Below are 14996 nucleotides of genomic sequence, written 5' to 3'. Positions count from 1 at the left end.
GCTCTAGACAAGAAACTACTTCATCAATCACTAAAACAATATGTTATCTAGAATCACCGCCTTGGGGATAATAGTGCTATGTTTCTTATTTTCTTGTCAGGAAGAGAACTGTCAAAGCGCACAGCGCAATAACATTCTTGCTGCAAACTCATATAATAGTAAGGAATATCAAGCAGAGCTCTATCGCTTGATAAAGGAAAGCCCAGAAGTAGATTATTATTATGAAATGCGCGAAGAAATCTTTGGGCAACATTACCTTGTAGTTACTGCTTATGGTAATGCATTCTGCGGGAAGTTATGTTTGGTAATTTCAGAGGAAGATGCAAATCATATTGAAATAGATAGAGCTAAAGGATATCAAGGCGCGCAGCTAATAGGCTTAAAGTTCAACAAACAAAAAGCCGACTATGGTTGGTCGGCTTTAGTGTATGATTCTGTGGAGTATATTGTAGATTAAGATGTGCGATTTGTAAAGGATCCAATGTGCCACAACACGCCAGACGGATCGTGTAAGAAAAACTCTCGTCCCCAGTCATTTTCAACAATTTTTGAAATCTTTGCGCCTTTAAATAATGAAGTCAAATCAAGAGATTCGAGGTGATTGAGATATTCATCTAGATGTTGCACTTCTAGAAATACCATTGTGTTGTCTATCCAATCTTTTACAAAGGCATCTTGCAAGTAGAACCCAAAGTTATCCATTGTGAATAGTGACATGTTATAGGAGATGATAGTTTCCTTAAAACCAATTGAAGTATAAAACCTTCGGGAGGAATCAAAGTCTGCAGTACCTATAAAAGGCCTAATGGATTTGGCAATAGGATTCATAATTTATATTATTTGTTAATCTCAATATTCTCTAAGATACTTTTATAAACAGTGCTTCTAAATTTTGGCCCAGTAATAAAGCTCTTTGCGCTTTCTTCGTCTGTAAGATATTCAGATGTGATTGACTCCATTGCGGTTACTTCTTCAAGGGTTTTATTGCTTTCTATAGCTTTGAAAACTGAAGTGTAAACGTTTACTAGCATATCGTGATATTTTTGATAATCTGCTTTTGTTGCTAACTTTCCGTGACCAGGAATTATTTTAGTATCCTCATTGATAAGCATAAGTCCTTTCTTTGCTGCGTCAATATCTCCCTGGATGCTTCCGCCACGGTCTGTATCTATAAAAGGGAAGTTACCGTTAAAGAAGGTGTCTCCAGTATGTAGCACATTACTCTGAGCAAAATAAACAAGCGCATCTCCGTCTGTATGTGCATTATGTACATGGGTTAAAAATACGTCATCGTCATTTTGGTAAAAAGTAGCATCTTCACTAAAAGTGATTACTGGGAGTCCCGCACTAGCCGTTTTCTCATCGGCTGCTAGTCTCTTACGCACATTATCATGAGCTACAATCATAGATCCAGCGGCCTCAAAATTAGCATTTCCTCCAGTGTGGTCACCATGAAAGTGAGTGTTAACCAAGAAACTCACAGGCTGGTCAGATATGGTTTTAATGGCAGCGGTGATTTTCTTGCTCAGAGGAGCAAACTGATCGTCTATCATAAATACGCCATCTTTTCCAGTAGAGATTCCTAAGTTTCCACCAGCTCCTTGAAGCATATAGATGTGATCTGTAACTTTTTCAACAGTAATTTGAACATCGTCAAAGCGTCCTTGTGCATTACCTGCAGCAGTTATAAGTGCGATGATAAGGAGTGTAAAGTGTTTCATTTTTGAGTTTTTTTATAAAGGTAGTCGTATTGGTGTAGTTGCGCTTTCGCGAAAGCGTAATTTTAACAACCTATTATGCTTGTCGTTTTGTTGTACAGATTCCTTTTGGGCAGTATCTTTGCACCACTTAAAAAATTGCTAAACCTACTGTCTTTGAGCGACGTCGCCATACATACGAATACCTACTCTGCTTGGTACGATTTTAAAGAAATCACAAAGATGCGTTTATCTATAAGCGTAGTGTTTTCTAGTGTTGCAGGATATTTTCTTGGAGCCACAGAGATAGACTGGTTTATTGTGTTGCTGCTAGCTGTAGGAGGCTACTTTATGGTAGGCGCGTCAAATGCGTATAATCAGGTGCTAGAGAAAGATCTAGACGCATTGATGGATCGCACAAAAAATAGGCCTGTAGCTTCCGGAAGGATGTCTAAACAAAAGGCACTCTTAATAGCAATTACATTCACGATACTAGGTTTAGGTACTTTGTATTACATAAATCCTCAGACAGCTATGTTTGGAGGTATTTCTATATTTATGTACGTACTCTTATATACGCCGCTAAAGACTAAAACACCTTTATCTGTTTTTGTAGGCGCATTTCCAGGAGCGATACCTTACATGTTAGGTTGGGTTGCTGCTACCAACGATTTTGGGATAGAGCCTGGGACGTTATTTATGATACAGTTTTTCTGGCAGTTCCCTCACTTTTGGGCAATAGGGTGGTTTCTTTTTGATGACTATAAAAAAGGAGGCTTTGCTATGTTACCTACAGGAGAACGTGATAAAGGGACTGCGGTTCAAATCGTGTTATACACGGTATGGACGGTACTTATCTCGCTTATACCTGCTTTTGGGGTGACTGGAGATTTATTTTTAACACCTGTCTCTGCTATTATAGTTGGAGCACTAGGATTATTTATGCTGTATTGGGCAATAAAATTGTACCAAAACAGAGATGCAAAAACAGCCAAACGACTAATGCTTTCAAGTGTGACTTATATCACACTACTTCAAATTGTTTTTGTAATAGATAAATTTTTAAGATAGATGGATTATACTCAAGGAGGTGAAAAGTTAAAGCAGGATCGCGCAAAAAAGCAGATGTTGTGGTTTGGAATTATAAGTTTGTGTATGACATTTGCAGGACTTACGAGTGCATATATCGTAAGCATGGAACGTCGTGACTGGCTAGAGAACTATGATTTTCCGCAGGCGCTTATAGTATCTACAGTATTAATTATAATAAGTAGTATTACGATACATCTCGCCAAAAATGCTATTATAAGCGGTAAAAATTCAATGGGAACCTTATTTTTAATGCTTACACTAGCGCTAGGAATAGGATTTGTGGTTTCTCAATTTGCAGGCTTTAGTGCATTTCAAGAACAAGGTTATTATTTTACAGGGGCATCTAGTAATATTACAACTACTTTTTTCTTTCTTATCATTGCTGTGCATATTGCACACCTTATCGCTGGTTTTATTGCATTAATTACAGTAATTATCAATCATTTGAGAGGGAAATATTCTAGAGCCGAACATTTAGGATTATCACTAGGAGTAACGTTTTGGCACTTTTTAGATATTCTTTGGGTATTTTTATTTGTGCTTTTATTTATCACAAAGTAAACTAGCGGTACATTGTTTTATAAATACGTATCTAAAACGATTATAAATCGAGGCTTCAAAGTTGATATCTGAACATAAAATACTTATTTTTGCAACCATTAAATTAACCAATTCTTACGAATGGACACGACAGTGACAAACAACGACGCCGAGGGAACAACTTGGGGTGGTGGTAATCAACCACTAAGAGCGAGCTACGGAAAACTAATGATGTGGTTTTTCATCTTATCAGATGCATTAACCTTTTCGGGCTTTCTAGCCGCATATGGTTTTTCAAGATTTAAATTTATTGATGCTTGGCCAATAGCCGACGAAGTATTTACACACGTACCTTTCATACATGGGAATTTCCCTATGATATACGTAGCGTTTATGACGTTTGTTTTGATTATGTCTTCTGTAACCATGGTACTTGCTGTAGATGCTGGACATCACTTAAAGCATAAAAGCGTAGCATTCTACATGTTCCTTACCATCATAGGTGGTATTATCTTCGTAGGATCACAAGGATGGGAATGGGCTACGTTCATTAAAGGTGATTATGGTGCCGTAGAAACAAAGGGTGGTAAAATACTCCAGTTCGTTGATACAGATGGTAATCGTATGGCACTTGGCGACTTCGCTATTACACAAGTAGGAGAGCGTGAGCAACACCTTAATAAAAATGGAATTTGGTTCTCAGACGAGGCGACACCTACTACATATTCAATTGAAGAAGTAAAAGCTGGTTTTGAAGCTACTCCTAACGCATTGATACGCATCCAGACACTTACAGAAAATGGTGAGAAGACGGTATTGTCACGAGAAGAGTCTCTTGCAAAACTATCTAGAGATGGAAAGCTTGTAGTAGAAGGAGCAAACCTTATTCATAATGAATATGGAGCACCACTTTTTGCAGACTTCTTTTTCTTTATTACAGGTTTCCACGGATTCCACGTATTTTCAGGTGTAATGATCAATATCATTATTTTCTTTAACGTAGTTCTTGGAACTTATGAGCGAAGAGGACACTATGAGATGGTTGAAAAGGTTGGTTTATACTGGCACTTTGTAGACCTTGTATGGGTATTTGTATTTACATTCTTCTACCTAGTTTAATTTACCTTTCAGACTATTATATATTATGGCACACGAACATAAACTTGCAATATTTAGAGGAACATTAAAGTTCAAGAATAACATTCAGAAAATCTGGGGAGTACTTATATTTCTTTCGATTATCACAGCTGTAGAAGTTGTTCTAGGTATTATAAAGCCAGAGTTTTTACTAGAAACAACCTTTATAAGAATGAAACTTCTTAACTGGATTTTCATTATCCTTACTATTGTAAAGGCATATTATATTACCTGGGATTTCATGCACATGCGTGACGAAGTTAAAGGATTACGTAGAGCAGTAGTTTGGACAGGTATCTTCCTTATTTGTTACTTAGTATTCATTTTACTTACGGAAGGTGATTATATCTTTGAAGTTTACAACAATGGATTCCAGAGCTGGGATTTCTAATAAATAATTAAAAGCGACTTTCGAGTCGCTTTTTTTATGTCTTAATTATTGCGCTTTCGCGAAAGCGTTATTTCATAAAAATTGAAAACAATTATAAGCTCGATTACTTCTTGAGATTTATCTTTGTAAACATGAAAAAGAAAATCGTTCTCATATCACTTTTTGTGCTGCCAGTGCTCATTTATCTCTTCTTTGCGTCTGGTGTTTACAACTTTGCAAACTTACCTCTTCTTACACAAGAGGTAGACGACATAAGCAGATATGCAAAACAAGAAATTAGAACAGAAGACACACCAGAATCTCCACTTACATTTGATGATCATATTACTTTAGTTGGTTACCTAGGTGATGGGCTTAAAAGCAATGAAGGGTATACGGCAAATTTGAATTTGATGATATTCAAATACTTTGAGCGTTATACAGATTTTCAATTAGTTTTATTTGTAAACAAAGGAAGTGAGGAAGTTATAGATAATTTAAGAGCAGAATTATCACGTATTTTTGACACGTCAAAAATGCGCTTCATCGTAGCATCAAAGCAACAAACTCAAGAGCATTTTAATAGCCTTGGCACCTCTTTATCTATGATGAATGATGGTGGGCATCCCAATGTGTTTGTAATAGATAAGGCAAGAGCTTTACGTTCTGGTCACGAGGAAAAGAAAGCAAATGTATATGGCTATGATTTCACACAAGCTGTAGAAATGGGCTATCTTAAGGATGACGTAAAAATATTACTGGCAGAATATAGACTGGCACTTAAGAAGAATAATAATGCCAGTCCTAAAATTGAGCAACGCAGAGAGAACAAATAATAGCTATTAAGTCATGAGAAAAAATACATACATAGGAATAGCTGCCATTGTACTCATTTTTGGGATCATTGTAATCCCAAAGATTTACAAGCGCATAGCAAATGATGATGTCTCTCGCGGTGGTAGAATGCATCAAGATGGTGGTGAGAAGATTAATGAAGCGCCAGATGGTTTGATCTATATTAATCAAGGTGGAGTAGATAGAAAAGTGCCTCCATTTTCATTTGTAAATCAAGACAACGATACCATCACAAATGCAGATTATAAAGGGAAAGTATACCTAGTAGAGTTCTTTTTTACAAGGTGTACCGACATTTGTATCCCTATGAGTCATAATTTAATCGAAATATCGCAGAGGTTTGAAGGACGCGATGATTTTGGGATTGCTTCTTTCTCTATAGATCCAGAACATGACCAGCCAGAGGTACTTAAAAAGTATCAAGAGGAATACGGAGTGACAAACCCTAACTGGAACTTTATGACTGGAGATCGTTCCGCTATTAGAAAACTTTCTAATGAAGGTTTTTATCTTGCTACTAATGAAGAAGGAGATGAGAGTGACTTATACCACTCAGGACTGTTTGCACTTATTGATCAAAATGGTTTCATACGCTCTAGATTAGACCCATATGGCAATGCTAAACCTTATTACAGAGGATTTGTCCCTATGGATGATAATGTGCCAGAAGGAGGAGAAACGCCAGAGATAGATATACTTATTGAAGATATACAGAAATTACTTAAATAGATTATGAGTACACTTAACCCTACAGAAAAGAAATACAGAGTTTGGATCATTATTTTATCCATAGTGATTCCTATAGCCGTTGCTATATTATTTGGTATTAAGCTTAAGGATTATGGTATAGATGTAGAGCCACTTACATTCTTGCCTCCAGTTTACGCTACTATAAACGGACTTACAGCTATTGTCTTGATACTAGCGGTGCGCGCCATAAAAAATGGAAATCGCACACTTCATGAGCGTTTAATGAAGACTGCCATTGGGTTATCTGTATTTTTTTTATTGATGTACGTTGCTTATCACATGACATCAGACTCTACAAGTTTTGGAGGTGAGGGTATCATACGTTATGTGTATTTCTTTATTTTGATAACTCACATAGCACTATCTATAATTATCATACCATTAGTATTGTTTACATATGTAAGAGCACTCGCAGAGCGTTTTGATAAACACAGAAAGCTCGCACGCATCACTTTTCCTATATGGTTGTATGTTGCAATTACTGGCGTTGTTGTGTATTTAATGATCTCTCCTTATTACATCCACTAGATGAAAAATCTTAAACAAGTACTAGTTGTAATGTTTTTCTGTTGCGCTTTCGCGAAAGCGGACTTAAATGCAACAGTGGTAGCATCTACTACTCAGTGTGCTATGTGTCGTGCAGTCTTAGAATCTGAAGAAGATAATAGTACTGCCAAAGGAATAAACAACGGTATAAAGTACCTTATGGTAATTCCATATATCCTTGTGGGTGGTGTTTTCTACTTCGTTTATAAATCCAAAAAAAATGCTTCGACTGAACCACAAGATGAACAAACTGATTCATAAAGAAGTTGCTTTTTTATTACTTAACCTCAATAAGTTTCCCTATTAATTTCTTTGAGGTTTAATAGTTTTATTCTTTAACAAAACCTTAGGACAACTCGACTAAACCCATCCGTAATTTGCGTGTCTAATTTTAGAACCAAACTTTTAAACGGATGAAAAATTTTATTACCTTTTTATTACTGTCATTTTCTTTAGTTGCTGTAGCACAGCGACCTGGAGGGGATCGACCAGATGTTGTTATTACTGGTACAGTAATGGAGGCGGAGACTAACATACCTTTAGAGTATGCAACAGTATCATTTGCTACTGCAGATGGGAAAGTAGTAACGGGAGGAATTACAGACCCTTCTGGAAAATACAGTATAGAAATACCAGCAGGTGTTTATGATGTTAAGTTTGAGTTCATCTCGTTTGAAACAAAGGTCCTTCCGGCTCAACGTCTTACTAAAGATACTACACTGCCTACACAGACACTAGCTATAGATTCTCAATCTCTTGATGAAGTAATTGTGCGCTCAGAGACTACAGAAGTACAAGTGCGACTAGATAAAAAGATATATAATATAGGAAAAGATCTTACTACAAGCGGCGCAACAGTAAGTGATGCACTTAGTAATGTGCCATCAGTTACGGTAGATGTAGATGGAGCGATAGCCTTAAGAGGTAATGGTAATGTGCGCATTTTGATTAATGGAAGACCTTCGGCCATTGCAGGTTTTGGATCTGTAGACGCTCTAAGTCAACTACCAGCAGACGCCATCGAACGTGTAGAAGTGATTACATCACCATCTGCTCGATATGACGCAGAAGGTACAGCGGGTATACTCAACATCATACTTAAGAAAGAGAAAACATTAGGTCTTAATGGTTCTATACAGACTAATGTAGGTTACCCAGAACGTTATGGAATCACAGGGAATATAAACCTGAGAACGGATAAATTCAATATTTTTAATACCACAGGTTACAGTAAACGTACTTCTCCAGGCAACGCTGCAGCCGAGAATCAGTACTTTGTATCAGAAATAGGAGCAGATGGTGAGCAGAACTTTACAAGTGAGATAGACCGTATTCTTAGAGAGGATAGAGAGTTTGATAGAAACCGTGGAGGATTCAATACTAACCTAGGTATTGAATATTTTCTAACAGAAAAAACATCTGTAACGGCAAGTGGTTTTTTAAGATTAGGGGATAATGATTCTGGTACAGATAACTTAACAAATGAGTTTACACCAGATAATGAATTGACTGTATCAAGAACTAGACTTGAGCGCGAGAATGAAGAAGATATGACCTATCAATTCTCACTTAATTCTATTACAAAGTTTGATGAGTCTGGGCATGAGCTTACAGCTGCATTACAATATGCAAGAGATGAGGAAACAGAAACATCAATCATTACAGAGTTTAACTCTTTCCCAACTTTAGAAAATTTACCTACAGAAGCTATCACACAGATTGAAAATCAAAAGGAGTACTTAGCACAGGTAGACTATGTGCGCCCTATAGGAGAGACCGCTCAATTTGAGTTAGGGTATAGAGGAAATTTTGAAGAGACAGAAACAGATTATACGCTATTAGAAGAAGATGTTGCGGGTGGTACTTTTATTAGAGATAACGGACTATCTAATATCTTTACCTATAAAGAAGATGTGCATGCCTTCTATACACAGTATGGAGATAAGTTTGGTGATTTTTCTTTCTTAGCAGGTTTGCGTTATGAAAATACAAGACAGCAAGGAACTGTAGATGCAGTAATATCTGATGACAATCCACTAGGTACTAATCTTGATTTTGATAACCAAACAGATGGTTTATTCCCTACGTTAAATTTAACGTATGAGTTTAATGAGCGTGAGAATATCACGCTAGGTTTTAACAGGCGTATCAACAGACCAAGAGGTCGTTTTATTAATCCTTTCCCATCACGTTCAAGTGAAGCAAACATCTTTCAAGGAAATCCAGATCTTGTTCCATCATTTGCAAGTGCATATGATTTAGGATACTTAAAAAGATGGGATAAATTGACGTTGACTTCATCTGTGTATTACCAGTATGAAACAGATTCTTTCGAGCGTATTCAAGAAGATACAGGATTAGTTACTGCAAACGGAGTGCCTATCATTAGAACGCTACCTATTAACCTAAGTACAAACGAACGTTATGGAGCAGAGTTAGGTGTTTTATATAATCCTAATAAATGGTTAAGATTAAACTTAAGTGCAAATGCATTCTTGTTTGAAACTAATGGTTCTTTTAATGGAGTAGATTATGGTGCAAGTAACTTTAGCTTCTTCACAAGAGGAAGTGCAAAAGTGAGCTTGCCATATAAAATTGACTGGCAAACTAATATCTTTTATAGAGGTCCAAGCAATAACGCACAAACTGATACAGAAGGGTTCTTATTTACAAACTTAGCTTTTAGCAAAGACATACTCAATGATAACGCTACACTCGCTTTAAATGTAAGCGATGTATTTAACTCAAGTAAACGACAATCATTTACAACAACAGATTCTTTTACAAGTGACAGCGAGTTTCAATTTAGAGTTCGTTCAGTCAATCTAGCATTTACGTATAGATTTAATCAAAAGAAGAAGCGTGAACGTGGTAGCCGTGGAGGTGGAGAGGCAGATGATGACTTTGAAGGATAGACTTTTTAGCTTTCGCGAAAGCGTAGCTACACAAATATAAAAGGTGGACGGTATAGCCGTCCACCTTTTTACTTTTTTAAGAATTCTATAAATTTTCTTATTAAAAAGAAACTGAAATTCTTCCTCGTAAATAGAAAGGAACACCCGGTGTAAAGTGAATTTCCTCTACAGACTGTGTTTCATTAAATAATCTACTTTCTGTAGCAAATTGAGTTTCATTCCATTCAGTGTCAAATAGATTTTCTATTACAATTCCGTACGTCCAGTTTTTTACTTTATAGTTAAGATTCATATCTGTAACAAAATAACCTTCTGCTACGATTGAGTTATCTTCATTTGCTGCTCTATCATCAATAAAACGGTAAGAAAGCGATCCAGAAAATGCACCTAGATTGTCTACACTTATCCCTCCTACTGCTGTAAGGTCTGGTGCTAGTGGTATTAAATCTGCCCCATTAGGTTCATCTGTACTTCTAGCATACGTATAGTTTACATCTGAGTATGCATATAACCAATCGTTAAACTGGTATCTAGCACCTAGCTCAACACCTACTCTGCGAGAGCGTCCACTAGGCTCTACAATTCCAGCATCACCTACATACACAAATTCTTGGTCTAGAAATAAGCTCCATAAGGCAGCATTAACCACAAGACGGTCGGCTGGTTTAATAATAGTACCTATATCAAAACCATAAGCTGCAGGTAAAATATCTTCACCTTCATTTGCTACAACTACGCGTGTGTCATTAGAGTGAAAGCCTATACCTGTTTTGAGGAAATATTGAAAGGTAGTAGACGGTGTGTAAATGACATTAAGCTTAGGGCTAAAGGCTACCTTATCTTCACTACGATTATCATATACAGGACTTAGCTCATTCACATAGTCAAACTTGAAATAGTCTAAACGTACAGACGGATTAATGTTCCAATCGCCTTTTTTAAATTCGGCATTAAAGTAACCAAAAGCATTAAGCTCATCCACATCACCTAAGGATAGATTTTCTAGTGTCTCACGACGATTCCTTGTACGTGATAACTCTACGTCATTTACGTCATCATATCTAAAACCAACACCAGTCTGATAATCTAGATTAAAACCAGCAACCTCTGTCTCCTTGCGTTCAAAAGAACTTTGAACACCCATTAATACACGGTCTTCGTGCTGTCTTATTTGATCACCGTTTACTGGATCTTCAAGAAAAAAAGTGAAGTTTGAATAAAGTTCAAAGTCATATTTTGATAAAAACGCATTGGTCTTAAAGGTGTCACTATCATTTAAGTTCTTTGTGTAGTTGAGAGAGATATTACTTCTACTTGTAGTACCACCTTCGGTATCGTCTATTGCTCCAAAACGACCTATCAATCCCGCATCTACAGCTCTTTGAGGTATTTGGCCAGAGGCATCCCATTTACTTTGAAAGTGTGATAATGTAATATCCAGCTCTTCCTCTCCAGGCTTGGCATAAATGTATTTACTCATCAAGTTAAGACGATTAAAGTTCTGTGGTGAGTCTACAGGTCCATCAGTAAGATATATTTCTGATGCGAAGTATAATGAGCTGTATTCTTTATTAAGTACTGGAAATAAACCTGATAAACGTTGTGTATTAAATTGGCCAACTTCAAGAGTAATTAAATTGTCTTCTATAACATCTTTGAGTTTTAAGTCTATATAACCTGCTGTTGCAAAGTTACCTTGCTGAGCATTAAAAGGACCTTTGCCAAATTCTATATTCTGTATGGTTTCTGGAATCACAAAGTGTAAATCTGAGTATCCTTGTCCGTGAGCGTGAGAAACCATATTGACAGGAAGTCCATCTACACTAAGAGCGAGGTCTGTACCATGATCAATATCAAAACCACGTAAGAAAATTTGTTCTGCTTTTCCTCCACCTGCATGCTGTCCTATAATTAGTCCAGGCACTTTACGTAAAATTTCTTGGGAAGATTTTACAGGATTATTCTGAACGTCGATATCTACAATTCTACTTAATTGGTTTACTTCAGATACAATCAGAACTTGGTCAAGTGAAAACGACTTAGGCTCAAGCTTAATTTGCAATTGTGTTTCACCTTCTGATAATACATAAAGAAAGGTTTCATACCCTAAGCTAGAAAAATATAAAGAGTCACCTACTTTTGTTTTAGGAATGCTAAAGAAACCAGTAGCATTCGTGTGTGCATGCTGTCCCGATTCTTTATTAAAAATATTTGCATTTTCTATTGGGCTAGCATTTTCATCTAGCACCACGCCTTTGATAGACTGGCCGTATAATGGGATAATGAGGAGCATCGTGATAACTCCAAGAAAGAATTTCATATAATTATATTTGAGATTTGAATGTATTTGTGCGTGTTTATATGACTAGCCTAGTGATAGGCGAGTATAAAAACAGTATTCCTTAGTGAGAATACTACAGTTGTGGAGGCTGTTTAAACAAATCTCTTTGTGAAGAATATTTTTTCTCTAGATACCACCAGTTATGTACTGTATCAGTAGATGTAGTGCTTGCTAGAGTAGGGTAATAGGTTTGTGACAATTGTTTGTCTGTATTATACTTTTCATCGCTTTTAAAATGCTCTGGTTGCTGGTCATTACTATTAAATACCAATTTTAGAAAAGTAAGAGCACGGTGGCTGTGATGTGTAGACACCTCATTACTGTGATGATGGGTAGTTATGGTTGCGTGTTGATGCGGCGGATTATGATTATTATCTTGAACGATTGCGTGTTCAATATTGTGCGCAAGTTGGAAGACCACCTTTTTTATAGGTGATAGCAAGCAAAAGACCGCCATGCAAAAGGCGATAGTTTTGGTAATGGATGGTATGTAGTGGTTAGTTTTCAGTTTGTATGTGTGAATCTACTATAGAATTTACGGTAATATGACCTCGAGAGTTTCGTTTTAAGAATAGTTTAAGAAAAAAGGGTTGCGCTTTCGCGAAAGCATAAAAATATCTTTAACAAAACGCTAACATAAGTTAGTGTAACAGAAACTCTCAAAAACAGTCTATATAATACATTTTACAGCGTAAAAGCTAGCTTAGACATCGAGTACTCTTAACAAGAAATTCACAATATTTAAGTTGCTAAACGTTAATATTGTTATAAACTATTAACCATGATTGAAATACAAGGCCTTCACAAATCGTATCAGATGGGGAGCAACTCTCTTCACGTTCTTAAGGGTATAGACTTTTCTGTAAAAGAGGGAGAGCTAGTTTCAATTATGGGATCTTCTGGGTCTGGAAAATCTACGCTTTTAAACATACTGGGAATGCTTGATGAGGCAGATGAGGGTAATTATACGCTAGATAATGTCCCAATTAAAAACCTCAATGAAAAAATAGCAGCCCAATACCGTAATAAATTCTTAGGATTTATTTTTCAATCATTTAATCTTATTAATTATAAAAATGCACTTGATAATGTCTCAATGCCGTTATACTATCAAGGTATGAAGCGTGCAGAGCGTACAGATAGAGCCATGCATTATCTAGAAAAAGTAGGTCTTGCACAGTGGGCAACGCACTTGCCTAGTGAGATGTCTGGAGGGCAAAAGCAACGTGTTGCAATAGCGCGTGCACTAGCGAGTGACCCAAAAGTTTTACTAGCAGATGAGCCAACGGGAGCACTTGATACAAAGACATCTTATGAGGTGATGGATCTCATACAAGGAATTAATGATGAGGGCAAAACAATCTTAATTGTTACCCACGAGCCAGATATCGCAGAGATGACTAAGCGCATCGTAAATCTAAAAGACGGTCGCATTATAGATGATACACTCGTAAATCAAGTAAAGGCAATCAATCATGTTTGATGTAGAGCGCTGGCAAGAGATTTTTGAGACCATAGGAAAAAACAAACTTCGTACGTTTCTTACTGGTCTATCTGTAGCTTCAGGGATTTTTATCCTAGTGATTTTATTAGGTTTTAGTACAGGTATTCAAAAAGGAGTAAAAACTCAATTTGCTCAAGACGCCGAAAGTCGTGTAAATGTATGGACCGGTGTTACCACAAAGGAATATGCAGGTCTTAATCCTGGTAGGCGTATCCAGATGCATAATAGTGATTATGAAAATGTCAACACAAAGTTTGGTGAGGCCTTAGAGCATAAAACTGGATTATATAATATCTGGGGTGGCCAGGTAAACTATGGTAACGAGTCGGGTAATTATCGTATAGAAGGAGCAAACTATGGACAGCAATTTATAGAAAACGCAACACTCTCTGCAGGTAGATTTCTTACTCAAAAGGACGAAGATGAAGGCATCAAAGTTGCGATTATAGGTCAGAAGGTAAAAAATGACCTCTTTAAAACTGCAGACCCTATAGGAGAAACCATAAAAATAAGTGGGATTAATTTCCTAGTAGCTGGAGTCTTTACAGATCCAGGAGGTGAGCGTGAGGAATCTAGAATTTTTATTCCGCTTAGTACAGCACAAAGAGTATTTAATGCTGGAGACAACCTGCGCTCTATGGCATTTACCGTAAAAATGTCTGAAAATTTTGATGAGGCCGTTGCACTATCTGCAGCAGTGAGTCAAGGTATTGAAGATGAGATTAAGTCACGCTACCAGATAGCGCCAGATGATAGAAGCGCGGTGCGTGTAAATTATAATCTTGAAGAAGCACAAAAAATATATAGCCTTATAGACACCATACGCATGGTGTTTTGGTTTGTAGGCATAGGAACTATTATCGCTGGAGTAGTAGGAGTAAGCAACATCATGCTCATTATCGTAAAAGAGCGCACTAAGGAAATTGGAGTGAGAAAGGCATTAGGCGCATTACCTAGTTCTATCATTGGGATGATACTACAAGAGTCTATTTTTATTACCGCAATCGCTGGATTTTTAGGTTTGTTTCTAGGCGTAGGTTTATTAGAACTTATAGGGCCACAAATAGATAGTGACTTTATTAAGTTTCCTCAAGTAGATTTTGTAACAGCAATTTCGACAGTGATTATATTAATAGTTGCGGGAGCACTAGCGGGTTATATTCCAGCTAGAAGAGCAGCAAATATTAGACCTATAGAGGCGCTAAGAGACGAATAAAATTAACTATCACGCTTTCGCGAAAGCGTACTC

The 14996-nt window shown here is 36.9% G+C and carries 16 protein-coding genes; 12 read left to right on the top strand and 4 right to left on the bottom strand.

Going from position 1 to position 14996, the window contains the following annotated elements; all coding sequences use genetic code 11:
- The first annotated feature begins 40 nt into the window (after positions 1–40).
- Positions 41–457 (top strand): hypothetical protein, encoded by a 417-nt coding sequence (locus JM84_RS00380; RefSeq protein ID WP_013751069.1) that lies wholly within the window; start codon positions 41–43, stop codon positions 455–457.
- Here JM84_RS00380 and JM84_RS00375 read toward each other — a convergent pair.
- Positions 454–828, bottom strand: a complete 375-nt coding sequence (locus JM84_RS00375) for a glyoxalase (protein WP_013751070.1) — start codon at positions 826–828, stop codon at positions 454–456. The genes JM84_RS00380 and JM84_RS00375 overlap by 4 nt on opposite strands.
- A gap of 8 nt (positions 829–836) precedes the next feature.
- Positions 837–1721: an MBL fold metallo-hydrolase gene (locus JM84_RS00370; RefSeq protein ID WP_144782263.1), complete on the bottom strand. Its 885-nt coding sequence runs from the start codon at positions 1719–1721 to the stop codon at positions 837–839.
- 75 nt (positions 1722–1796) lie between these two features.
- Here JM84_RS00370 and cyoE point away from each other — a divergent pair, with 75 nt between their 5' ends.
- The 9 genes from cyoE to JM84_RS00325 all read left to right on the top strand — a co-directional run bounded on the left by cyoE (position 1797) and on the right by JM84_RS00325 (position 9902).
- A complete protein-coding gene (cyoE, locus tag JM84_RS00365; RefSeq protein ID WP_409994606.1) occupies positions 1797–2768 on the top strand; it encodes a heme o synthase in 972 nt (323 codons plus the stop codon).
- Positions 2769–3350, top strand: a complete 582-nt coding sequence (locus JM84_RS00360) for a heme-copper oxidase subunit III (protein WP_144782259.1) — start codon at positions 2769–2771, stop codon at positions 3348–3350. It begins immediately after the preceding gene.
- Positions 3351–3470: 120 nt separating this feature from the next.
- A complete protein-coding gene (locus JM84_RS00355) occupies positions 3471–4448 on the top strand; it encodes a cytochrome c oxidase subunit 3 (RefSeq protein ID WP_013751074.1) in 978 nt (325 codons plus the stop codon).
- A 25-nt stretch (positions 4449–4473) separates the two neighbouring features.
- A complete protein-coding gene (locus tag JM84_RS00350) occupies positions 4474–4857 on the top strand; it encodes a cytochrome C oxidase subunit IV family protein (RefSeq protein WP_013751075.1) in 384 nt (127 codons plus the stop codon).
- Positions 4858–4988: 131 nt separating this feature from the next.
- Positions 4989–5672, top strand: coding sequence for a hypothetical protein (locus JM84_RS00345; protein WP_013751076.1), 684 nt, complete (start codon positions 4989–4991; stop codon positions 5670–5672).
- Between the two features lie 13 nt (positions 5673–5685).
- Positions 5686–6420: an SCO family protein gene (locus JM84_RS00340; RefSeq protein WP_013751077.1), complete on the top strand. Its 735-nt coding sequence runs from the start codon at positions 5686–5688 to the stop codon at positions 6418–6420.
- Between the two features lie 3 nt (positions 6421–6423).
- Complete coding sequence (locus JM84_RS00335; protein ID WP_013751078.1) at positions 6424–6969, top strand: DUF420 domain-containing protein; 546 nt, start codon at positions 6424–6426, stop codon at positions 6967–6969.
- A 30-nt stretch (positions 6970–6999) separates the two neighbouring features.
- Positions 7000–7248 (top strand): hypothetical protein, encoded by a 249-nt coding sequence (locus JM84_RS00330; protein ID WP_049783467.1) that lies wholly within the window; start codon positions 7000–7002, stop codon positions 7246–7248.
- Positions 7249–7400: 152 nt separating this feature from the next.
- The gene (locus tag JM84_RS00325; RefSeq protein WP_013751080.1) at positions 7401–9902 is read left to right on the top strand and encodes an outer membrane beta-barrel family protein; all 2502 of its coding nucleotides are present in this window, start codon (positions 7401–7403) and stop codon (positions 9900–9902) included.
- 100 nt (positions 9903–10002) lie between these two features.
- On the opposite strand, the gene JM84_RS00320 is transcribed toward JM84_RS00325, so the two are convergent.
- Entirely contained in the window at positions 10003–12222 is a 2220-nt protein-coding gene (locus JM84_RS00320; RefSeq protein ID WP_013751081.1) for a TonB-dependent receptor, read from the bottom strand.
- A 94-nt stretch (positions 12223–12316) separates the two neighbouring features.
- On the bottom strand, positions 12317–12700 hold the full coding sequence (locus tag JM84_RS00315) for a hypothetical protein (RefSeq protein ID WP_013751082.1): 384 nt from the start codon (positions 12698–12700) through the stop codon (positions 12317–12319).
- A gap of 324 nt (positions 12701–13024) precedes the next feature.
- On the opposite strand from JM84_RS00315, the gene JM84_RS00310 reads away from it, so the two are divergent.
- Positions 13025–13726: an ABC transporter ATP-binding protein gene (locus tag JM84_RS00310; RefSeq protein ID WP_013751083.1), complete on the top strand. Its 702-nt coding sequence runs from the start codon at positions 13025–13027 to the stop codon at positions 13724–13726.
- Positions 13719–14963 (top strand): ABC transporter permease, encoded by a 1245-nt coding sequence (locus JM84_RS00305; protein WP_013751084.1) that lies wholly within the window; start codon positions 13719–13721, stop codon positions 14961–14963. Before JM84_RS00310 ends, JM84_RS00305 begins: the two co-directional genes overlap by 8 nt.
- Positions 14964–14996 lie beyond the last annotated feature (33 nt).

Source organism: Dokdonia sp. Hel_I_63 (genome assembly GCF_007827285.1).
Taxonomy (GTDB): Bacteria; Bacteroidota; Bacteroidia; order Flavobacteriales; family Flavobacteriaceae; genus Dokdonia.
The sequence above is the reverse complement of the archived record's forward strand: the minus strand, read 5'-3'. Positions and strand labels throughout refer to the sequence as shown.

Excerpts from the sequence above, each read along its gene's own strand:
- JM84_RS00380 (WP_013751069.1), top strand. The coding sequence starts at position 41 with ATGTTATCTAGAATCACCGCCTTGGGGATAATAGTGCTATGTTTCTTA.
- JM84_RS00375 (WP_013751070.1), bottom strand. The coding sequence starts at position 828 with ATGAATCCTATTGCCAAATCCATTAGGCCTTTTATAGGTACTGCAGAC.
- JM84_RS00370 (WP_144782263.1), bottom strand. The coding sequence starts at position 1,721 with ATGAAACACTTTACACTCCTTATCATCGCACTTATAACTGCTGCAGGT.
- cyoE (WP_409994606.1), top strand. The coding sequence starts at position 1,797 with ATGCTTGTCGTTTTGTTGTACAGATTCCTTTTGGGCAGTATCTTTGCA.
- JM84_RS00360 (WP_144782259.1), top strand. The coding sequence starts at position 2,769 with ATGGATTATACTCAAGGAGGTGAAAAGTTAAAGCAGGATCGCGCAAAA.
- JM84_RS00355 (WP_013751074.1), top strand. The coding sequence starts at position 3,471 with ATGGACACGACAGTGACAAACAACGACGCCGAGGGAACAACTTGGGGT.
- JM84_RS00350 (WP_013751075.1), top strand. The coding sequence starts at position 4,474 with ATGGCACACGAACATAAACTTGCAATATTTAGAGGAACATTAAAGTTC.
- JM84_RS00345 (WP_013751076.1), top strand. The coding sequence starts at position 4,989 with ATGAAAAAGAAAATCGTTCTCATATCACTTTTTGTGCTGCCAGTGCTC.
- JM84_RS00340 (WP_013751077.1), top strand. The coding sequence starts at position 5,686 with ATGAGAAAAAATACATACATAGGAATAGCTGCCATTGTACTCATTTTT.
- JM84_RS00335 (WP_013751078.1), top strand. The coding sequence starts at position 6,424 with ATGAGTACACTTAACCCTACAGAAAAGAAATACAGAGTTTGGATCATT.
- JM84_RS00330 (WP_049783467.1), top strand. The coding sequence starts at position 7,000 with ATGTTTTTCTGTTGCGCTTTCGCGAAAGCGGACTTAAATGCAACAGTG.
- JM84_RS00325 (WP_013751080.1), top strand. The coding sequence starts at position 7,401 with ATGAAAAATTTTATTACCTTTTTATTACTGTCATTTTCTTTAGTTGCT.
- JM84_RS00320 (WP_013751081.1), bottom strand. The coding sequence starts at position 12,222 with ATGAAATTCTTTCTTGGAGTTATCACGATGCTCCTCATTATCCCATTA.
- JM84_RS00315 (WP_013751082.1), bottom strand. The coding sequence starts at position 12,700 with ATGGCGGTCTTTTGCTTGCTATCACCTATAAAAAAGGTGGTCTTCCAA.
- JM84_RS00310 (WP_013751083.1), top strand. The coding sequence starts at position 13,025 with ATGATTGAAATACAAGGCCTTCACAAATCGTATCAGATGGGGAGCAAC.
- JM84_RS00305 (WP_013751084.1), top strand. The coding sequence starts at position 13,719 with ATGTTTGATGTAGAGCGCTGGCAAGAGATTTTTGAGACCATAGGAAAA.